This is a genomic window from Neolewinella persica DSM 23188 (assembly GCF_000373105.1).
GTDB lineage: Bacteria > Bacteroidota > Bacteroidia > Chitinophagales > Saprospiraceae > Neolewinella > Neolewinella persica.
Map to the genome: position 1 here is coordinate 77,821 of NZ_KB890420.1, position 21,158 is coordinate 98,978.

General features: G+C 50.5%; 16 protein-coding genes. 9 read left to right on the top strand and 7 right to left on the bottom strand.

Annotation, left to right across the window (positions count from 1 at the left end):
• Positions 1–4 precede the first annotated feature (4 nt).
• The 3 genes from B036_RS0106415 to B036_RS31735 all read left to right on the top strand — a co-directional run bounded on the left by B036_RS0106415 (position 5) and on the right by B036_RS31735 (position 6,386).
• Positions 5–1,510, top strand: a complete 1,506-nt coding sequence (locus B036_RS0106415) for an FAD-binding protein (RefSeq protein WP_020567870.1) — start codon at positions 5–7, stop codon at positions 1,508–1,510.
• A gap of 46 nt (positions 1,511–1,556) precedes the next feature.
• Positions 1,557–2,588 (top strand): patatin-like phospholipase family protein, encoded by a 1,032-nt coding sequence (locus tag B036_RS0106420; RefSeq protein ID WP_020567871.1) that lies wholly within the window; start codon positions 1,557–1,559, stop codon positions 2,586–2,588.
• Positions 2,589–3,047: 459 nt separating this feature from the next.
• Positions 3,048–6,386: a trypsin-like peptidase domain-containing protein gene (locus B036_RS31735; protein ID WP_157472060.1), complete on the top strand. Its 3,339-nt coding sequence runs from the start codon at positions 3,048–3,050 to the stop codon at positions 6,384–6,386.
• A gap of 231 nt (positions 6,387–6,617) precedes the next feature.
• Here the strand turns inward: B036_RS31735 and B036_RS0106430 are convergent, their stop codons facing one another.
• Positions 6,618–7,154: a hypothetical protein gene (locus B036_RS0106430; RefSeq protein WP_020567873.1), complete on the bottom strand. Its 537-nt coding sequence runs from the start codon at positions 7,152–7,154 to the stop codon at positions 6,618–6,620.
• A 75-nt stretch (positions 7,155–7,229) separates the two neighbouring features.
• Here B036_RS0106430 and B036_RS0106435 point away from each other — a divergent pair, with 75 nt between their 5' ends.
• The 4 genes from B036_RS0106435 to B036_RS28320 all read left to right on the top strand — a co-directional run bounded on the left by B036_RS0106435 (position 7,230) and on the right by B036_RS28320 (position 13,729).
• On the top strand, positions 7,230–7,463 hold the full coding sequence (locus tag B036_RS0106435) for a hypothetical protein (RefSeq protein WP_020567874.1): 234 nt from the start codon (positions 7,230–7,232) through the stop codon (positions 7,461–7,463).
• A 376-nt stretch (positions 7,464–7,839) separates the two neighbouring features.
• Positions 7,840–11,574, top strand: a complete 3,735-nt coding sequence (locus B036_RS0106440; protein ID WP_157472061.1) for a BamA/TamA family outer membrane protein — start codon at positions 7,840–7,842, stop codon at positions 11,572–11,574.
• A gap of 11 nt (positions 11,575–11,585) precedes the next feature.
• Positions 11,586–12,521, top strand: a complete 936-nt coding sequence (locus tag B036_RS0106445) for a hypothetical protein (protein WP_020567876.1) — start codon at positions 11,586–11,588, stop codon at positions 12,519–12,521.
• A complete protein-coding gene (locus B036_RS28320) occupies positions 12,521–13,729 on the top strand; it encodes a Pycsar system effector family protein (RefSeq protein WP_020567877.1) in 1,209 nt (402 codons plus the stop codon). Before B036_RS0106445 ends, B036_RS28320 begins: the two co-directional genes overlap by 1 nt.
• Positions 13,730–13,736: 7 nt before the next feature.
• Here B036_RS28320 and B036_RS0106455 read toward each other — a convergent pair whose 3' ends face one another.
• The 4 genes from B036_RS0106455 to B036_RS0106470 form a co-directional block, all read right to left on the bottom strand.
• Entirely contained in the window at positions 13,737–14,519 is a 783-nt protein-coding gene (locus B036_RS0106455) for a (Fe-S)-binding protein (RefSeq protein ID WP_020567878.1), read from the bottom strand.
• Positions 14,520–14,704: 185 nt separating this feature from the next.
• On the bottom strand, positions 14,705–15,133 hold the full coding sequence (locus tag B036_RS34540; protein WP_157472062.1) for a four helix bundle protein: 429 nt from the start codon (positions 15,131–15,133) through the stop codon (positions 14,705–14,707).
• An 83-nt stretch (positions 15,134–15,216) separates the two neighbouring features.
• On the bottom strand, positions 15,217–16,599 hold the full coding sequence (locus B036_RS0106465) for a (Fe-S)-binding protein (RefSeq protein ID WP_245557448.1): 1,383 nt from the start codon (positions 16,597–16,599) through the stop codon (positions 15,217–15,219).
• Positions 16,600–16,701: 102 nt separating this feature from the next.
• The gene (locus B036_RS0106470; protein WP_020567881.1) at positions 16,702–17,421 is read right to left on the bottom strand and encodes a hypothetical protein; all 720 of its coding nucleotides are present in this window, start codon (positions 17,419–17,421) and stop codon (positions 16,702–16,704) included.
• 127 nt (positions 17,422–17,548) lie between these two features.
• Between B036_RS0106470 and B036_RS0106475 the strand changes: the two genes are divergently transcribed.
• Together B036_RS0106475 and B036_RS0106480 are read left to right on the top strand one after the other, a co-directional pair.
• A complete protein-coding gene (locus B036_RS0106475; protein WP_020567882.1) occupies positions 17,549–18,739 on the top strand; it encodes a hypothetical protein in 1,191 nt (396 codons plus the stop codon).
• Between the two features lie 58 nt (positions 18,740–18,797).
• Positions 18,798–19,268, top strand: a complete 471-nt coding sequence (locus B036_RS0106480; RefSeq protein WP_020567883.1) for a DUF2452 domain-containing protein — start codon at positions 18,798–18,800, stop codon at positions 19,266–19,268.
• A gap of 350 nt (positions 19,269–19,618) precedes the next feature.
• Here B036_RS0106480 and B036_RS0106485 read toward each other — a convergent pair whose 3' ends face one another.
• Both B036_RS0106485 and B036_RS28325 read right to left on the bottom strand, forming a co-directional pair.
• Positions 19,619–20,425, bottom strand: coding sequence for an anti-sigma factor (locus tag B036_RS0106485; protein WP_020567884.1), 807 nt, complete (start codon positions 20,423–20,425; stop codon positions 19,619–19,621).
• 6 nt (positions 20,426–20,431) lie between these two features.
• A complete protein-coding gene (locus tag B036_RS28325) occupies positions 20,432–21,034 on the bottom strand; it encodes an RNA polymerase sigma factor (protein ID WP_020567885.1) in 603 nt (200 codons plus the stop codon).
• Positions 21,035–21,158: the final 124 nt, after the last annotated feature.

Sequence of the window (21,158 nt, forward strand, 5' to 3'; positions counted from 1 at the left end):
TAACGTGAATAACAGACTCAAAAAAATATCTACGGATCGCTATACCTGGATCAATGCCTCCCGCAATGTGAAGGTCTGCCCGTTACGCTTCTTTTATCCGCGGAATGAGGAGGATATACAGCTCATCGTCCGGGAAGCGGAAGAAAAGGACCTTCGTGTCCGGGCCGTAGGCTCCGGCCACTCCTACTCCGAAGTAGCCAAGGGACGAGATTATCTGCTTTCCATGAAGTTCATCTCCTCGGTGGCCCTTACCCAGAAGGCAGGCCTGAAGCAAGCCTGGCAAGAAGCTCACCTCGCAACCGTTGGGGCAGGTACCATCCTGAAGAAACTTACCCGCTCCCTGGACCGGATGAACCTCGCCCTCTCAAATATGGGTGCCGTTGATTTCCAAACCATTTCCGGTGCGATGTTGACCGGTACCCACGGTACGGGCATTACCCGACCGGCGGTGCAGGATATGGTCCGCTCACTGAAAATGGTGGCCACGGGCGGAGAGATCCTGCAAATCGAACCCGCTGATGGCATTACGGACGCCGCGAATTTCTCCTCCTCCAGTGCCATCAGGCTGATTCAGGACGACGACACGTTCTATAGCGTGATCCTCGGTTTTGGCGCCATGGGCATCATCTATGAGTTGACGCTTGAGGTGGAGCCACAGTTCTGGATGAAGGAAAAAAGGTACCTCGTAAGCTGGGCAGAACTTCGTTCGGACCTTCTAAACGGAAGTTTTATGACGAAAGTCCGCAATACGGATTTCGTCGCCTTTCGGGTGAATCCCTACGAAGTTAAGGGCGAACACCGATGTGCGGTGGTCGAACAAGAAGTCATCCCTTTTGCCGACCGTCCGCGTGGTTTCGGCGCGTTTCGGCGCAACATCTTCTCCAGTATTTTGGGCAATCTTGAATTTCTGATGGAGAACACCATTGTTAAGACTAACCTGAAGCCCGACGGTGTCCGGAAATCTATCAATCTGGCACTCTGGGCAACCCAGGACATGCGGTTTTCGGGCAAAAGCCACGAGCTGCTGTACCAGAGTGGGGAGGCAGTGATCAGGTATGGCATCAGTTCCGAATTCGCGTTCCCGGCCAAGGCAGAGAAGATAGTCGAGGTTATGGAAGCCATTTTTGCTCAGGCCGAGCTGAATGCTGCCGAAGGCGGTGTTTACCAATCGGCACACATCCCGGTCAGGTTTGTCCCACCCTCAAAAGCGCTGTTATCATCAGCCTATGAACGGGAAACGGCCTATATAGACGTCCCGCTTTTGTTTGGGACGCGTGGAGACATCGACATCCTGGAGCGGTACCAGGAACGACTCATCGGGTTGGGAGGGATCCCTCACTGGGGCAAACACAATAGCCGTTTGTACCAGCACCACGATTTTATCAGGTCGCAGTTCTCCCGGACGGATGATTGGATACGCGTCCGGAAAGCCCTTGACCCTAAGGGCACTTTCCTGAACGATTTTGTGATCCAGATGGGACTGGCGATGCCTGATAACTCGACAACCTGACAACCCGATAACTAGATACCCCGACAACTCGACAAACTGCCCACCCATGCAAAAACCCATCAGAGTACTGACCATCGACGGCGGAGGCACCCGAGGCCTCTTTCCGGCCACCATCCTGCGAAAACTGGAGGAAGAAACGGGGCAGTCCGTTACGGATATGTTTGACGTGATCGCCGGTAATGCTACCGGCGGCATTATTGCCATGGGGCTTGCCGCTGGTATGAAGATCGAAAACATCGCCGAAATTTACCGGGATCAGGCAGGCTTTATCCTTCCTTCGAGCTTCTGGCGCAGGGTCTGGAACCCGGTCAATCTCTTTGCGCCAAGGTATCCGAATAAAAACTTTAAACAGTTGTTGACGGAGCGCTTGGGGGCTGATAGTACACTCGCTGATGTAACGAATCGTTTCGGTACGAAGACTATTTTTCTGACCGGCACCCTGGACATGAGCCCGGCCCTGAAGGACGGGGAGGCGCCCGGCTTTAAGATCGTGGTGTACAATTCGGCCTTTAAAACATACGATGACGAGTCATTGGTGGACATTAGTATGCGGACTTCCGCCGCTGCCGTTAACCTCCCATTGTACCAGCATTATTCGGAAAGTGGGAACTATGCAAATGATCCCGCCATGATGGCTTTGTCCTTTTGCATGAACCAACAGCGGGCCGCTTCACCGGGAGAGAGTATCCTCCCCGACAACGCCCTCGGGCTCAAGGCCAGACCGGAGGACATAAAGTTTTTGTCTCTTGGCTGTGGTTCAGACGGAAGTTCCTATGTACCCAGGGAGAAGATCGGGAAAGGGACCTGGGGGCTGATGAAATGGGCGGGACGGCTCATCAGCCTGGTCATCCATACCAATATGGCAGCCAACCAGTATTACGTACAACAATTTCTCAACCCCTCCCAGTACTTCCGGCTCTCTGCTTATTATAAGGCTGACGATGCTCCGGGGGTGCTGAAAGACAAGAAGTTGAAGATTGATGTAACCGATAAGGAGCAATTGCTGGCCATTCAATCCTACGCCGAAAAGACGTACGCTAAACAGCGGGAGGCGTTGCTTGCGTTTCTTGATCTTTAGGGCGACGGCGCGCGGGTGCAGAGGGGAGTTGTAAGAGCAAGGGGAACCCCTCGTTTTCGTGGAGCGTCACCTAACCCCGGTCGAAGGGGCTTCCAGCACCGAGCGTAAACGCCGGCCTCCGGCCGCGTGGCGATGAACAGCTAAATCGCAAAAAGACGCAAGGAACAGAAAGCCAAATAGGTCACGCGTGCGGAGCGCGGCGTTTCCGCTCGCCGTCGGAGACGGCTTCGTCCAGCCTGACGGCCCAGGTCCGGAGGTCCGTCTCTACTATCCCCCAGACATTCCAGTCTTGCTAATGAACAACTTTCCCCTGCACCCGCGTCCGCGCCTCCTGCTCACGATGGCTGAAACTTGATGATCTGGTAAACTCAGCGACAATATTTCTGGTAGCTACAAGGAAATCTCTCTGAATTAATTAGCTTTAAGCTTTCATTGTCAAAAGCTTATCACACACACATCATGACGATCTCTCTCCGTCCAGGCTTTCTTAGCCTGCTACTAGCCTTATTAGCGTTTCCCATACTCCTTCCAGCACAACTTAGCGAACCACTACGCCCCAAAAGCCAGGTGGTCAATCTTTCTCCCGCAGTGAAAGAAGTGGTCATGCCGGGCATTGACATGCCAGCCATTCAACTGGAGGACAAGCGTGAAGATAAATTCAACCAGCCAACCCGTTTTGCCTTCCCTTTTCCCGTAAATCTGGGTTTTAAGGATGGTACCTGGACCAACCTACCCAACGGCGACCGTGTATGGCGCCTCAGCATTAAGGCCCCCGGTGCACAGGGTATGACCCTGCTGTATGACCGGTTTTTTTTGCCTCCCGGCGCGACGTTGCACCTGAGCAACCCCTACACCAACGAACTGCTGGGGGCGTTCACGGAAAAGAACAATAATGAAGTGAAACGCTTCGCCACGGGCATCGTTCTGGGGGACATTACGGTTCTTGAATACTACGAGCCCGCCTCACAGCGTGGTCGTGGAGCTCTTAACGTGGTCCAGGTTGGCCACGCCTATCGTATGATGGGCGAACTCAAAGGATTGAACGATTCGGGCCCTTGCCAGGTAAACGTCAATTGTGAAGAAGGCGCCGATTGGCAAGACGAAAAGCGTGGTGTAGCCCACTACACCGTCAACGGAACAGCCACGTGTAGCGGATCGCTGATCAATAATACGGCACAGGACGCGACGCCCTATTTCCTGACGGCCGATCACTGTATCGGTAACCTGGATGCCCTCGGTAATATGGATGCCAGTGGCTACGTCTTTTATTGGGACTACGAACGTGCTGGTTGTACCAACACGGGGCCCGTACCCACCAATACTACGGCCGGTGCAACACTGGTGGCAAACAACGTAGATAGTGACTTCGCTTTATTCCGGTTGACGGAGTCGCCAAACATCGACTTTATGCCTTACTTCAACGGCTGGTCTGCCGAACAGACCCCCATTCGGGGTGGGGTAGGCATCCACCATCCGGCCCTTGATGCCAAAAAAATCGCTACGCACAGTATGGTGCCGACAAACTCTTCGGTATCCTCTGTGGTTGGCAATTTCTGGCGGATACTTTGGGATGCTACCCCCAACGGCCACTCCGTCACTGAAGGCGGTTCCAGCGGTTCTGCGCTGTTTAACTCCGAAAGCCGGATCATCGGTCAGCTTTTTGGAGGCTCTTTTCTTAACTGTGATGACCCGGCCAACGACCAGGGCCTGTACGGTAAAATTGCCTACAGCTGGGATGCCGATGGGGCCACTAACCCCGGACGGCGCTTACGCGATTGGCTGGATCCGGCCAATACTGGGGTGGATGTCTTGGACGGTGCCTACATCGTTCAACCACCGCCTACCGTTGGTTTTGCTAATGCTCTACTGATCAACAATACTTCCTTCCAGGAGGGCAGTAATGCCTTGGACGCTTTACCCGGCGATTGTCGCCCATACACTGACTACCCGGTTACCATTACGGCTTCTTACACCCTGTCGGATCCCTTCACGGCAGTCGTTGGTGCTTCGGGAAGTGCGTTAAATGAAAACGACTACACTATCTTTCCCTCCACCGTAACCCTGACGCCAAACAATTCTTCAGAAACGATTACCCTGCGCATCTTCGATGATTTTGGTATTGAGGATACGGAGCAAATTGATCTGGTGGTTACCGGAACCGGTGCCAATGCATCTATCGGTTCAAACAACCAACTAAGCTTCGGTCTGGAAGATAACGACCAACCCATTGCAGCTACCCGCCTGGCTCCCGCTGCGGCGACCGATTTTAACGCAGGAATCCCAGCAGACTGGCCAGTGGTAAACAACGGTAGTACTACTATGACCTGGATGAATGTGCCGAACTACGACGGAGGCAACAACATGAACGGCACCAGCTTTATCATTGTAGACAGTGACGCACCGGGCCAGGGTACGACTACCAACGAGACCATTACCACGCCGGTTAAGGACTTGTCCGCTTCCACGAACATCGTCTTGTCGTTCGATCAATACTTCCGGGCATACAACCAGGGGGGATTTGAAACGGCCACCGTTTCCGTTTTTGACGGAACCTCCTGGATTGACGTCTATAACCTCGACCAGGATAGCGGCAACGTAGGTAGTTGGGCTAACCCTGATCAGCAAAACCTCGATCTTTCCGCCTTTGCGAACGACGCCTTCCAGGTGCGCTTCCGCTATACCGGTGCTTATGATTGGTGGTGGGCGCTCGATAACATAGAACTGGTGTCGGAAGAATCAACAACGGTGCTGGAAAATGTCACGGAAGCCCCCCTCGAAATCTACCTGGATGCCTTTACTACCGTTGGGATCATTAACCCGGAGAACGGGGAACTGCTACTCGAAATAGAGAACCTCACGAGTACCGATCATGGCTGTACTAACGTATTTCTGGATCGCGTGATCAGTGACGGTGCGGACACTTATCCGCTGTTCTCGAATTTTCCTTCCAACGCAGTTATGGCGCGTGCCGTACGGATTGAACCCGCCAACAGCTCCGAAAATGGCAGCTTCAGGCTGCGTTATTTCCTGGGAGAGAATGACCTGAGCGGTTGGACCGCAGCAACGGGCGCTGGGTTGGGTGATGCTGGCATCATTCAACTGGCCGGCGTATCCGTATTAGACGTCAACCCAGGAAATTTTGCCGCTCAAACGAGCAGCTGGTACCCCATTACGGAGGGCTTTCTAGGAACGAATCAATACCTCGAGACTGAGATTAACGGCGGTTTTGGTGGGTTCGCCATCGGACGTGATCCGGAAAACAGTAGCCTTCCGGTAACCTGGTTGTCCTTTACTGGCCGCAACCTATCGGAAAAAGCAAATGAACTGAACTGGGCGACTTCCGAAGAAGTTGATAATGATCGCTTCGAGTTGGAGGTATCTCCTAATGGTCGGGATTTCCAATACGTGGGTACGGTTGCTGCCAGCACGAGCCAGGCCTACACTTTTGTCCACGAACAACCTTTCAGTGGAGATAACTACTACCGTCTCCGGCAAGTAGATGTTACGGAAACTTATTCCTTCAGCGAAGTGATCAATGTTGTCACACCATTTGGTGGTCTGGGCCGGGTCTTGGTTTCCCCTGTCCGGGCGGGCGTACTTTCCCTGAGCGTACGTGAAGATGTTCAGTCGGTTGAGTTAATCGATGCCGCCGGCCGGCAGGTTAAGGCTGTTCAACTGGCTTCAGGCCACGCATCGATCATCAACGTCGGGCTGCCGGGGCACCTTGCTGCCGGGGTGTATTTCGTACGCTTCGTTGGGGATGGTGAAATATTTGCTGACCGGGTGGTGATTCGATGACCGGGAGACTACTAAGTGATTGACTGGTTGCCGTTCGCAGCAGCGTAGCTAAGGGCCGCCGCAAGGCCCAATCACTTCGCTACGCTTGCTCCCACCTGGGCCTAGCGAAGTGAGCGTAAATAGCGGCAGTAAATCAGTGATTAACCAATACTTTCACTCACTTCCTGGCGCGGCCGCAGGTGCCGGGATGACTCATGTTTACCATTTTTTTAGGTGGCTAAGTCTATTGCTTTACGATGGTACGAAGTTGGCTCCGTCTACCGGCAGGGCGTCGGTGACGGCATCAGGCACGCCGGTCATTGGGAGAAGAGATGGACACAGGTTGGCGCTGGTTTCCGACGAGCAGAAATTAGCGAAGCGGACGATCTCGTCTTTCAACGGCGGGCTGGCAGAGGCATTAAGCGAACGGTAAATGCCCCATTTGGGACGGTTGATGATCCCTCCTCCACTGTTGCCTCTGAAAAGGTCAATGTCTGCGTTGGCATAACTCATCAATAAAGTGCCGGTAGCTACGTCGTTGACGGTCATGGAAATACTACCCGAGTTTTCATGAAAGATTTCCATTGTCACTTCCACCCATTTACCCTGAAAGTCACTCAGCGGAGCGGTAGCAACGGAGCCCTGGTCTCCACCGGGGTTATCGTCTCCGGCGTCGTGCTTCAGTTCCACCCTGTCGGTCCTTGCGGTCAGCGTAAGTATTGGGAAGTCACTATCGGTTCCGCCCAGAGCCTTTAATTGGAAAAGGTGGGAGAAACTACTGGCACCCACAAAATCTGAAGGTAAACGGAACTACAAAAGGTAGTAACTGGTGTTGCCGAAGTCGTGCTCTAATTCGGGATCGGTTTGCCCGGAGGGGCCACCTTTGATTTCGATCCGAACGCGATCAAAAGTGACACACCGGTCACTATCGTCGTCGATGTGACTGTGGAACTCAAAGACATTTTACTCAAGATCCGCGTCGGCAGTCTGGGTAATATGTTCTCCAAATGCCTGGTGATTCCCAGTACCGCCCCCCTGGCAGGCGGAGGAGCTATTGTCTGGACCCTCGATGGCAAAGCCAGCTGTCGTAAAAACTGAATAAGCACCACCAGAGGGGGCTGTGGCAGAAGCAGTCGCCTGGGCGCAAAGGCCGAAAGACAGTAGGCCAAATATAGCCAATGAGAAAAAGTAGCGTAATGTCATAACCGATCCTTTTTGTGCGTCAAGTATAAACATAAAAGAAAGTCGCCTCCAGTTTTCTCTACCAGAATAGGTTAAAAAGGTTTTTGTCTGCCTTTTAAACTGCTTTTTATGCACCTGCGTCCGCGCCGGGTTATTAACTGACCACTAGAAACCAGGGCCTTAAGTGGATTTTTCTAAATCTTTTCCCCTGATGTTGTCAGGAGTAACACTTTAAGCGAACCTCTCCGAGAGCCATGTGGTTATAGACCTACTAATTGACTAACCACTCGCTTTGAAAAGATCACATTATCTACCGGGCATTTTTTGTCTGATGGCACTTCTTGTTTCCTGTGCTGATTATAAAGTCCATGAGATGGACCTGGAAGGGCTGACCAGCGAAGCTGCCCCTTCCGGTGCGCTTGAATATTCCACCTTCCTGGTTGGAGATCTTGGGTACGACTACGATCGGGGGCTTACCACGCTCGATGCCATGATTCGTGCAATGCCAGAAGGGAAAAAGAAAAGTTCTCTGCTTTTGCTGGGGGACATTACTGGTGAAGAAGGGCTTAAAAAGGAAGGGGGCGCCGAACGTGACCACCTTGACGCTATCGGCCAGCGCCTGTTGAAAGTACCAGGGAAAGTTTTCTATACGCCCGGTGAAAATGAGCTTGGCCGAGCCAGTAAATTTGGCCGGCTGGACCGCCTGGAAGATTACTTCGAAGAGAACATCAAGAAGAAAGTTCGCTTCATGCCCAATAGGACCTGTTCTGGTCCTGACGATGAACAATTATACGATCGAGTTGGGCTGATCGGCATAAATACCGCTTGGTTCATGGCGGATTGGACGCGGGATGAGGAGGTTAGCGAGGGGTGTGATTACCGTAATCGGGACGCGATGCTTTTTGCGCTGACGGATGAAATCAAAGGCTACCGGGATCAGGTGAAAATCGTTATGATGCACCACCCATTACAGGGCAATGGAAACCGGGGAGGACAGTACAGTATCAAACAGCACCTGTTTCCGCTTACTGACGTTATTCCCGGAGCTTATTTGCCCCTGCCAGTTATTGGGTCAGTGCTGCGGGGAATTCAGAGTGTAGGCGGAGGCCCTCAAGACGTGAACAGCCTACTTTATCAGCAATTTGTCAATAAGGTGAAGGCTGGTATCGATGACGAGATCAACGTCATCTTCGTTAGCGCTCATGAGCAGAATATGATGCTGGTGCACGAAAAGGAATACCTCCAGGTGGTTGCTGGTTCGGGGAGTGTTCGCGGTCCTGCCCGTGGTGGGAATGACGCCAATTTCGTTTATGGGCAGGTCGGTTACAGCCGGATTGATTTTTACGATTCGGGTGAGGTGTACCTTGGGTTTTATACGGTTAACGAGGATGGGCAGGAAGACCGGATGTTCTACCGGCGGGTAATTGAAGACCGTTTTAAGCAACAGGACGAAGGGATTGAGGCAGTGAAGATTGAGCCCGTTACGGAAACGGTTGTTAAGTCCTCGGTTTACGGCAAAGAAGAAGACGAGAAAAATATGTTGGCGAAAGGTATTCTTGGCCGACATTATCGCTCACTTTACTATGTGCCAATTGAAGTGCCGGTACTGAACGTCGATACCATCTTTGGCGGCCTGGAACCCTACCGGCGTGGTGGCGGTATGGCCACCATGAGTTTGCATACCAAAGGAGGAGACGGTCATCTTTACCAAATGCGCTCCGTTCGGAAAAATCCGGCGCAGCTGTTGCCCAGTATGCTGGAAAAGTCCTTTGCGGCTGATCTTACAGCCGATGTTTTTACGAGTGTTCATCCTTATGCGCCACTTACGCTGCCGATAATGCAGCGAAAACTGGGATTGTTTGGGGCTGATCCTTATTTGTTCTATGTCCCGAAACAATCGGGACTCGGGGCGTACAATACCAATTTTGGAGGAGAAATGTACTGGCTGGAACAACGGCCGGATGAGGATTGGAGTGACACTCCTTACTTCGGCGGAAGTAAAAAAATCATCAGTAATTCTGATATGCGCGAGGCACTGACGAAGAACTGGAAGTCATACGCTGACGATAATAATTACGCCCGTGCCCGGCTCTTTGATATATGGATCGGTGATTGGGACCGACACCGGGACCAATGGCGTTGGGCATCTTTTAAGGAAGATGACGGCCGTACACGCTACGTTCCCGTGGCCCGTGACCGAGATCAGGTTTACTCAAACTACGACGGAGGGTTACTGGGCGCAGCCCGGATTTTCGTTGGGGAAGCCCGTAAGTTCCGTCCCTTTACCGGAGAGCTGAATAAAATAAAATGGCGGGCCATGAACGGTAAGTGGAATGACCGCTTATTCCTGAACCAACTGACACGAGAGGAAATGCTGGCGGAGGCCAGGACCATTGTTGAAACCATCACGCCCGAAGTGATTGATGAGGCAATGGAGTTTTTCCCGAAAGAAGTCAAAGCTTTTAGCCTGGAACAAGAAAAAATTGGGGAGAAGCTGAAAGAAAGGATGACCCACCTGGAGGAAGCAGCCGCAGATTATTATGCTGACCTTGCGGAGAAGGTGAATGTTTTGGGGACGGAAAAGGATGACGTAATCCAGGCCATGGGGTTGGAAAACGGTGATCTTCATGTGCAGCTTTTTGATGCGAGTAAGGAAGGGGAAGCTGATGAGAAATATTTTGATCGTGTTTTTCACAAGGACGAAACAAAGGAAGTTGTGATCTATGGTCTCGATGGTGATGATCGTTTTGAACTTTCCGGAAGCAAAAGTGACGTCCGGCTTCGGTTGATAGGGGGTACTGACGGCGATGAAGTAGTGGCCTCCGGCAGCCTTAGGGCAAAGGCCTACGACGAAAAAAAAGGGATGAAGTTCTCTGGGGAAACCTCGCACGTTAAGGACTTACGAAATGACCAACACCCGGAACTTAATCAGTACAATTTTGAAGAATACTATCCCGACTACACCACACCAGTCCCTGCTTTTGGGTTCAACGTGGACGACGGTTTGTTGATTGGCCTGGGCTTTTCCAGAACCAACCATGGCTTCCGTCCGGACCCCTTCAAAACACGCCACACCGCCCTGGCTACTTACAGTACCAACGAATTTTTAAAGCTGTCATATGACGGGATATTTAACGACTTCTTTGGTAGAAAGAAAGACTTTTTGCTAAAAACTCATTTTTACAGTGATGGCTACGTAGCTAACTTTTTCGGCTTGGGCAACGAAGGCCCGGGGCAACCAGAGGAAGGAGAAATTGAAGGCCTGGATGATGATTTGATCCTCGAATATAACCGCGCCCGTCGACGCGAAATCATGGTGAATCCTATGTTCCGGTTCCGGGGTAAACGCAATCGGCTGGAATTCGGTATCGGACCTTTCTACCACGCCTACGAATTGGATGACGATACGCCTGACTTTGCCCTGATTCGAAATACCGAAGGTATTCCTGATCGTATTTTTAACGATCAACCGTTTGGTGGTATCAAAGCACGGTTAAGTGCAGACAACCTTGCCATCCCGTTGATGGCCGACAACGGCATCAAATATGACCTTTACGCCAGTCAGTCGTGGAACCTGAAGGATGACGGGTTATCGACCCTGAAAGTGGGTGGACAGTTCAGCTTTTACCGCATGATTACCAAGGCGATCAATTTTGCCACACGCATCAGTATTGAACACAACGACGGTTCCCCGGAGTACTACCAACTGGCTACGATGGGTGGGCGAACCAATTACCGGTCTGCACGAGCTGATCGGTACCGTGGGAACACGATGTTTGTACACAATATCGACCTTCGTTTCCTGGGCTTTGCCCTGGGCAAAAAAGAAGCACCTACGGTGGCAGGGTTCATCCTGGGTATGGACTACGGCCGGGTATGGCTCGATGGGGAAGACAGCGATGTTTGGCACGTTGGCTATGGAGGTGGCTTGTGGGCAGCTCCATTGGGGGCAACTATTCTCAGCCTTACCTATTTTCAGGATAGTGAACAGAAGCGTTTTGCTTTTGCTGCTGGCTTCCCATTTTAAACTTGGATACAATGAGCTTACTTGATAAACCGAATCTGCTGTCGTTACTCATCCTGGGGGGAGTGGTGCTTCTTGCTGGTGGGTACGGGGTAGTAACCTATACTCAAAGTCCTGATTTAGAGCACTTTCCGGTAGACCCGGATTACGGCTTTGCCTTCAACTTCGACCAACCTAATATTGTGGTAGATGTGCCTAAGGACCTTAAGGAAATCAGTGGTCTGGCCCCATGGCGGGCTGACGATGAGGTGCTGGCCGTTCAGGATGAGGACGGCAAATTATTTGTTCTTAATACCAATACGGGAAAAGTGAAGCATGAGCTTTCCTTTGGTAAGGACCGCGACTACGAAGGGGTCGCAAGAAAGGGAGACAATATTTATGTACTGGAACGAGACGGAGATATTCACCACCTGGTTTATGCGGAAGGGAAGGAAATCTTCGAAGCTGATAAACTGGAAACATCCTTCAGCTATAGAAATGATACGGAAGGAATTTGTCTGGATCCCGCTACCGGTCATTTGTTAATTGTACCTAAAGAGCAGGAGCTTAACCCATCAGATGAGGACAAATACCGACACGGAATCTATGGTTTCAACCTGGCAGATTCAGTACTGGCCTTCCAGCCACTTTTTTACATTGATGAACTGGAGGTTGGAGAAATAATTTATGGAAAAATTGCCCGATATAGCTTTAAACCAAGTGGTATCGCAGTAGATCCGGTCACTAAAGACATTTACGTATTGGCCTCCGTAGGGAAAATATTGATTGTCATTGGGCGCGAAAGTGAAATAAAACACATTGAGTTACTTAAGGAGAAAATTTTCAGCCAACCGGAAGGAATCACTTTCAATGAAGCAGGAGATCTGTTCATCAGTAGTGAGGGCAGAGGGAAAAATGGAATTGTCGCTACCTTTAAGCGTAACGTAACGCAGGTAAAAGGGAATAAATAATGAGCCAGGATAAGAAAAAGGGGGACAAAGATGAGCTGCTGAAAAGAGCAAGAGCTCACGTCCACGAACGGTTTGATGCCCGCCTGGCCCCCAAATATCTGTTTCACAACTTTGCCTATTCGTCTGAGATCGAAGGAGCATTGGACGACCTGATGGAAAAAACTGAACTGGATGAAAACACCCAGTTTCTTCTAAGGATCGTCGCCCTTTTTTATCCGCTCGGTTACATTAATGGGCACAAAAAATTTCAGGATACCTCCGTCGAAGAGCTGAAGGCCTGGGCCGGAGCTGAAGGCCTGGACCTTTCTTCTCCTGACGGAACTGCTGCGGATTGGCTGAAAGCGGTAAAGAACGCCGACCAGGACAGCCTGCTACCGGTTCGCATATTGCACGATGCCTGCTGGAGTTGGTTAGGGCGTAAGCGATTTGATCGCCGCAGTAACCTCTTACAACTGGAACGAGACGCGATCGCCAGTAAAGAGGGAGATCCCATAAAATTTGGGGAAGAAATGCAGAATTTACTGCTCAATTTCAATTACCTCACCTCCGTTGGTAAAAGGAAATATGACAAACGCCGGCGCAAGAATGTCAGTAGCCAACAAAGCGATAACTACAAGATTGAACAAAAGGAGGTTAAGGCCCGGACCGGTAAAAACTTTGGACGCGGCATTGACACGATGTATCGTACGGCATTTCGGAACCACATTAACCTTAGCAGGATTGCCGACGGTAAGGCGAACATGATGATCTCGATCAACACGATCATTTTGTCGATCGTCATTACGGTATCAGGTGCCAGTCTCAGCTTTTTCGAGGATGTATTCTTTGAGAATCCGGAATTCCTAGTACCCATCATCAGCTTACTGCTCAGCTCTCTGATTGCCGTCATCTTTGCGGTGTTTTCCGCACGGCCAAGTGTAACCGAATATCGGATCAAGAAGGATAAACTCATCAAGAGTAAAGAAGCAAGTCTCCTGTATTTTGGTAACTTTCTCAAACTCGAAAAGAAGGAATTTATTGAGTACATGGCCACCATGAAACTCGACCAGAATGCGCTGTATGATGACCTGGCCAAGGATCTCTATGACCTGGGGCAGGTGATGCACAAAAAATACCTCCTGCTTACCATCAGCTATAACACCTTTGTTGGCGGGCTGGCGCTGGCGGTGCTTAGTTTCCTGACGGTTTACCTGCTCAATATTCTGTAGGGCCTCATCACTTAGCCATCTGACTAACAATCAACTCACTCAGGTCATACACCATCACTGAATCCTGCTTCTCCTTTCCGGTAACGCCGTCCTTCATCATCGTTAGACAAAAAGGACAGTTTACGGCGATTACCTCCGCTCCAGTACCCAGAGCTTCCTCAACTCGTTCTACGTTAATGCGCTTTTCTCCGGATTCGTCCTCTTTCCACATCTGGGCGCCACCGGCGCCACAACAAAGTCCGTTGGTCTTGCTTCGCTTCATCTCCACCAACTGCCCGTCGATGGATTCGAGGACCGCCCGGGGGGCTTCATAAATGCCGTTGGCGCGGCCCAGATAACAGCTGTCATGGTACGTAATGCGCTTGCCCTTAAAGGTTCCACCCTCCGTCATCTTTATCCGCCCACTATCGATCAGTTCCTGCAGTAACTGGGTGTGGTGTACAATGTCGTAATTCCCTCCAAGTACGGGGTATTCATTCTTGATGGTGTTAAAACAATGCGGACAGGCCGTCACCATCTTTTTAACCTTGTACATGTTCAGCACTTCGATGTTCTGCAGGGCGGTCATCTGAAAGAGGAACTCATTGCCAGCGCGCCGGGCGGGGTCTCCGGTGCAGGCCTCTTCGTCGCCCAGGACGGCGAAATCAATGCCAGCCGAAGTTAGGATCTCAGCAAATGCACGGGTTACTTTCTGGGCCCGATCGTCGAAGGAACCGGCACAGCCTACCCAGAAAAGGATCTCGGGAGTTTTGTCTTCGGCGGCGAATTCGGCCATTGTTTTTACAGTCATAGTAGTGATTGGGTGAGTTAGAGAATAAAGGAATGTGAGAATAAGAGAATGAAGGAATGGAAGAATAAGAGAATGAGGGAATTACCCTTTATTTACTGAACGAGATGCATTTTCCTTAGCCTTCGCCATTATTTTAAGAATTTGAAGCCATTCCTTTTGGAAAATTCGGACTTTGTCCTTATCGACTATAATCTCAGATTCATCCAAGACTTCAAGCCAAAACATGGTCTCGTCCGTCTCTTCAACGACATACACATTTTAGCGTAGAACCCTCTGCCTGATCTGGCTCGGCATGCGGCACGATAGTTGGCTGCAGCCGAAGTCGCTGATTTTATCAGCTGGTACCTTACTACATTCACACCAGGGGAGGTTCCTGTTTTCTCCAGTAAGTTCACGATGTCAATGGCAGCTCGTTTAGTTCGTGTTTTTAGCCAGATAACGAACTCTTCCTTCGATTTTCGCTTAGGTTGGCCGTAATCAGAAGCAGGGTCTGCCACCAACATGGAATTTCCATCGATTCCTTCACTATTAAGAACATCAGCAACTGAGAAAGTAGGGTCAGGCAAAATATTATCAATCCCTTGATTCAGTATATCGGTAAACCTAGTTGACATTCCAGACCTGATTTTACTTGTTAATGAAAAATATGATGACGGGGTATTCTCCCATTCTATTATTCTCTCAATCTCTCATTTTTTTACTCCTCAGTCCAGGCAGTTCGTGAAGTCCCCACACTCCAGGCCCGCTGCTGGTTCTCAATCGAGTTGAACAGCGGCAGCCAGTCCTGAGGTCCGGCGGCTTCGGTAAGGATTTCGTGGCGGCGCAGCTTCGTGATCATCTCCAGCGGATTGATCAGGACGGGGCAGGCTTCCACGCAGGCATTACAGGTGGTACAGGCATGAACCTCTTCGCGGGAAATAAAATCCCAGAGGGTCTTGCCGTCGTCGAAGTTATCTGCTGAAACGGGTAGGGTGTCGTCTTTGGCGTATTCGGCATTTCCGGAACGGATCTTTTCGCCAACTTCCTCTGAGCGGTCACGGAGGTCCATAACGATCTTCCGCGGACTGAGCTTTTTACCGGTGATGTTGGCAGGGCAAACCGACGTGCAGCGGCCGCATTCAGTACAGGTGTAGGCACCGAGCAGGTCGATTTGGCTCATCTCAAAGATGTCGTTGGCCCCGAATTCTGGCAGTTCTGCATTCATGTCGGGCTCCGGAGCATTGGGATCACCGAGACCCATCATGGATTTTACCTCCTCCATAATGGCGGGCATATTTTCCATCTCACCCGCTGGCTTCAGGCGCGCAAACCAGGTGTTGGGGAAGGCCAAAAGAATGTGCAGGTGCTTGGAAGCAGGTAGGTAACCCAGAAAAACAAAGACCATTAAAATATGTCCCCACCAGCCGACGCGCTCGAGGATACTGAGTGTCCCCTGGCCAAGGCCGCCAAAAATAGCGGGGCCCAGCCAGCCGGTAATGGCCAGGTTGGTATCTGGGTAGTGGGCCGGGTCCATGCTTTGCAGGACTTCGTCGGTACCGTTCATGGTGAAAATAAAGGCCAATAGCATGAGTTCGAAAATGAGGATCAGGTTGGCGTCGAGTTTGGGCCAACCCGACATTTCGGGCTTATTAAAGCGGGGAATAAACAAGATGTTGCGCCGAATCAGGAAGATGACCGTAGCAATAAAGGCTAGTACGGACAATACCTCGATGGTGCTGATGATGAAGTTATAAAAACCACCCAACGGCACCGCAAAAAAGCGATGGACACCAAAAACGCCGTCGATGAATATCTCGATCAATTCGATTTGCGTAAAAACAAAGGCGACGTAAAGCATAAAATGGAGCACCGCAGGAATCAAGCGCTTAAACATCTTTTTCTGCCCCATGGCCACCAGGGCCATATTTTTCCAACGTTCGCCCGTTGGTCCCGAGACGGTTTCCTTTTTACCCAGATGAATGTTTTGGTAAACCTTACGAAAACCGACGAAAGCGTAGCCCAGTGCCGCAGCGGCTACCAGAATAAAAATGATCGACTGTACCATGTGGCCAAAGGTAAAGTAATGGGGTGGGGTGGACAAGGGGTTTATAGCGAAAATTCGCTATGTTTTATTCAGGGCGGGGCCGCAGGTGCAAGGGATAAGGGAAAGGAGCAATGAGCATTCCCTAGGTGGGTTATCCAACTAGTCCGTTCTGGGGATGATGTTCACGGAAAGGCTTCCGCTATTTCTCAGGCTAGGTTTTTTAATGGTTAGTCCATTATCTAGTGTAACAGTCGGTTCGTCTTGGCCATCATCGAAAGCCTGATCGAGACAGCGCCTGATGGTATAGTCCACTGTGTCGAAACCGGTGTCAATACTATGAATGATTAGACTAGTGACACGTACGGTAACTGTTGAAAATAAGGAGCGCCTGAAAGTGAAACTGCGAGTGATTGAATTGATGGTCACGGCGTCTACTAATTGTCTATTGATCTCATTGCTGACTCGGTACTGGCAAGTGGAGAGATCGATAGTCAGACTAGTAGCGTTTTTATCCGGAAAGGGAGGGGTCAATTCCATACGAAGAGAGGCACCGCCGAACAGCGGAGGTTTGAGAAATCGAAAGTTGTAATCTGATTCCACAAGAATGGTTCCATTGGCTAAGGCAGTTTTTGTACGGACTATCTCCCGCCTTAAGAAATATTGATCAGCAAGACCGCCCATAGGTCCCTTTAGACGAAAAATATCTCCCGATTGATGGTCAAGGTAACGACGAGATACCCATGAATTGTCAGATTCTTTGTGCATTGAATCAGCCGGAAGGAGAGTTAAGTGACCAGCAGCAACTTCTTTTTCTAATGTGTTGAGGTAAGCGACGGTATCGGTTTTTTCATTGATAAGAAGGGCCTCGGAGGTTATCATGGATTTTCGTTTATTGAATACTAGCTCTCAATATAGTCGATACCTTAACACCTTCACAACTCACCTTTAAATCAACCCTAACACCTTTGCGGTGGGCCATCATTTACCTTCATGTCAAACCCTTAACATGAAGAATTTATACCTGCTTCCCATACTTCTTTGCTTTCTTTTTGCCGGCTGTACATCCGTTCCCAAACTTTTGGAGAATGGTGAATTTGAAAAAGCTTACGCGAAAGCACGCAAACATTGCACCCGCGACCGCGCCCCCAAAATCAAACACCTGGAACAGTTTCTGGATGCTTACGCAGCGGTTCAGGCCCGGGATTATGCCCACACTACGGAAATATTACGAAGATCGGGTAGTGATAAATGGGCACCCCTGTACGAACTTTATTCCGACCTGCACAAGCGCAGCCTGGACCTGGTGACAATCGCACCACGGGCCAGAGAATTGGAACGTCACCCCGAACTGCTGCCCGCAACCCTGGAAGCACAACGGGAAGACGCCCGCAAAAAGGCGGGCGACCATTACCTGGCGTTGGTCCGGCCACTTCTCCAGCCGGCGCTGGCGGGCGAGAAACCCGCCGCTCGTGAAGCCTGGTCTTTGCACCAGAAAGTTGCCTATTTCTTGCCTGAACGCAATTCCGAATTTAAGCGCCTCAGAACGGAGTTACAGGATATCGGCACCCTGCGTGTCCTGCTTTACGCCGGGTCAGGAGAATTCGATTATGAGCTGACGCAAGGCCTCCGCCGCTTCAAACGTTTTGACCGTGGCTGGACCACCATCCTGACCCAGGCGGCGGGTGAACGGATTGACCTGGAAGCCGAAGTGAGTTTTACCCACTATTCTGAGAACTTACCCACCGAGACGTGTAACACCATCCAGTACGAAAAAGAAGTGCTGGATTGGGTCGAGAGAAAAAAGGTAAAAGAACGGATCAACGATTCAACCGTCGTCGAGAAGATCGTTGTTATTGAACACTACAAAACGGTCTATGCTTCGGTGACGGAATGCCAACAGGAAGCTGGCGCATGTGCTTTCGGAGAGGTGCGTACCTATCTGCCGGGAAGCGAGCAGCCGGAATGGATCAGCACTTTGTCTTCCTGGAAGACCTGGTCCAATACTTACCGTTTTTCGGATGGCGACGCCAGGGCTTTGCCGGCTTGCCCTACTCAGGGGGGCTACCAATACCCGCCGTCGTTACACGAGTTGCTGAGCAACGCCGTTACTGCCTTTCCCCATCATGCCCGCAATCAGTTGATCAGGCAATATGCTCCCCGAAAATCTATCTTTAGGGACCTTGCCAGGAGAGAATAGCGTTTGATTTACGGGCTAAAGAAAAAACCATTCTCCTTCCAGCCCGTTACTACCAGATATGGCCAAAAAGGATAAAGACAACACCCCGATGGAAAGCTTTATTAACCCGATTGATCCGGAGAAGATCGCCGAGAACCCCGGGCTTTTGCCCTACGCGCATGAGCGTGGCGGAGCGACGATCAAACCGATGGATGCCGGAAAGGTTAAGGGATTGGCCATGTCGGCGATGTACGAGCAGACGGATATGCAGCTCGACCAAATCAAAGCACAGATCGAATTGTTGGCGCGTCAGGCCAATGAGATCCAAAATCGGATGACGATCAGTGAACGCATCTATGAAGCAGAAATGGGCATCGATCCCATCATCGGACGAACGTATTACCTCTACTGCCGGGAGAACGGGCAAAATCTGCTCAGTATGATTAGTCCGGTAGAGTGGGGCCCCCGACTTCCTTACAACTACATCGCTACCATCAGATTACTGGGCGACCATACCTGGGATATTTTGGAACGGCGGGAAGAGATTTAGTCAGAGAGTCAAGGAGTCACGGAGCTCTGCCGCACGGGGGTGCTCGCTTGCGCTCGTGGAAGGATAAAGATGGTTTTAGATATCTATTCAGAAATGCCTTCGTAGCTGTTTGACTCCCGACTGTTTCAATTAAGCACATAATTCACAGAAAACACACAAGGCACAAAAAGGTGGAGAGTGTTTTTGTGCCTTTTGTGTGCTGTGTGTCACTTGTTTCAGCCCGTCCATTGATGATTTTGATCTGATGAGAAGCTGGAACACTGCACACTTAAGCCTGAGTCCTGATAACTGATCCCGATGCCTGAACACTGCATCCTATAGCCTGAGTCCTGATAACTGATGACTAAGCCTTAACCTGCAACATCACCATAAACCTGCAGCGTAGAAAGGTCCGGTGCAGGTTTTCCGCCTTCGTCCTCCAGCGTAATGGCAAATGCCGCTACTGCAGGAAGGTAATTTACTTCCAGGACAACATTTCCTTCCAGATCGAGCGCCAGAACGCCGAGGTCTTTTGGCCCGTCGGCATCGATGGCCCACAGTTGGTATTGCTTACCAGCAGGTGGTGGCGGTAGGTTGACGGCCTTGAACAGGGTTTTGTTGGTTGCCTGGTTGTAGAAGACAATGGCCTGTTTGTCGGGTGCATTGTCGGTTCCAGCCAGGATAATACCTTGAGTGGCAGGATTGGTTACTTCGTTGAGGCGTTGTTGGGCGGCACGGATCACCTCCTGGTTTTCGTCGCAGTCTTTCTGCAGGATTTCTAACCGACCTTGCACATCCTGAAGTTCTTCCGTCCGATTGCCCAGTTGGGTATAAGCGTAGAGAAGAGCGGCGAGGGCGGCAATTGCAAGTAGCCAGGGAATCCAGGCAAAAGAAGAACTGGTGGCTGGAGTAGGTACATCCGCTGTTCTTTCCGGGGTGGAGGCTGGTGCCTTTTTTCCTTTGGCTTCTTTCAACAGGCGATCCAGTATTTCGGGGCTAACCTCCGGCGCTGCGGCGATGGCGAAAGCTTCCAGTACTTGTTCGATCTGATCTATTTCGGAGCGGATTTCAGGATGCTGTAGGGCATTAGCCTCCACCTCCCGCATTTCTGCGGGTTCTAAGCGTTCCAGAACGTAAAGTTCCAGTATGCCGGAGGTTATGTACTGCTTAATATCCAAAATTCGTTAAGTATGAAATAGATTGTAGAGTAATGAAATAATGAGGAGCCAGCCCATTTCGTGCTTCAACAACTCACGGAGTTGCATGATCGCACGACGCGACCTGGTTTTGACCGTTCCTAATGGAAGTTCAAGTTTTTTGGCGGCCTCTGATTGAGTGTAATCCTGAAGGTAAAGCAATTCGATGATGGCCCGATGACTAGCATCGAGTTTATCAAGAATAGCCGTGATTCCGATATGATCAATTGAGGGCGTCTGACTAAGCTCTCTGCGTCTACTTACGGAATCATCGATCTCATCGGTTTTACGATTCTTTCGGTAATTTTTTGATCGCGTCTTATCGATGGCCGCATTTCTTGCAATTCGGGCCATCCAGGTAAAGAACCTGCTTTTGGAAGCGTCGTAACTTTCAATGTTGTTCCAGACTTTCATCAATACATCATGCAACACCTCTTCTGCTACCTCTTTTTGCGGCAGAATCGGCTGAAGTATGGTCATCAGCGCACCACCATAATGGTTGAATAACTGACGCATCCCCTCCTCATCCTGAGCCCGGATGAGGCGAAGGACAATGTCTTGTCGTTCGTTAAGCTGATTAGTGGCTGACATGAATGATCAGTGAAAGTAGGTTATGGAAAAATCCAGATGGATTCTCCAGCGACAACAAACATAAAAAAAAATACGAGAGGAAAGGGTAAACGGGAATAAGTCATTGGTATTTTGCGTTTCCAAT

Coding starts and splice junctions, on each gene's coding strand:
- B036_RS0106445 (WP_020567876.1), top strand. CDS start 11,586: ATGAGCTTACTTGATAAACCGAATCTGCTGTCGTTACTCATCCTGGGG.
- B036_RS34540 (WP_157472062.1), bottom strand. CDS start 15,133: ATGTCAACTAGGTTTACCGATATACTGAATCAAGGGATTGATAATATT.
- B036_RS28325 (WP_020567885.1), bottom strand. CDS start 21,034: ATGTCAGCCACTAATCAGCTTAACGAACGACAAGACATTGTCCTTCGC.
- B036_RS0106480 (WP_020567883.1), top strand. CDS start 18,798: ATGGCCAAAAAGGATAAAGACAACACCCCGATGGAAAGCTTTATTAAC.
- B036_RS28320 (WP_020567877.1), top strand. CDS start 12,521: ATGAGCCAGGATAAGAAAAAGGGGGACAAAGATGAGCTGCTGAAAAGA.
- B036_RS0106470 (WP_020567881.1), bottom strand. CDS start 17,421: ATGATAACCTCCGAGGCCCTTCTTATCAATGAAAAAACCGATACCGTC.
- B036_RS31735 (WP_157472060.1), top strand. CDS start 3,048: ATGACGATCTCTCTCCGTCCAGGCTTTCTTAGCCTGCTACTAGCCTTA.
- B036_RS0106475 (WP_020567882.1), top strand. CDS start 17,549: ATGAAGAATTTATACCTGCTTCCCATACTTCTTTGCTTTCTTTTTGCC.
- B036_RS0106455 (WP_020567878.1), bottom strand. CDS start 14,519: ATGACTGTAAAAACAATGGCCGAATTCGCCGCCGAAGACAAAACTCCC.
- B036_RS0106420 (WP_020567871.1), top strand. CDS start 1,557: ATGCAAAAACCCATCAGAGTACTGACCATCGACGGCGGAGGCACCCGA.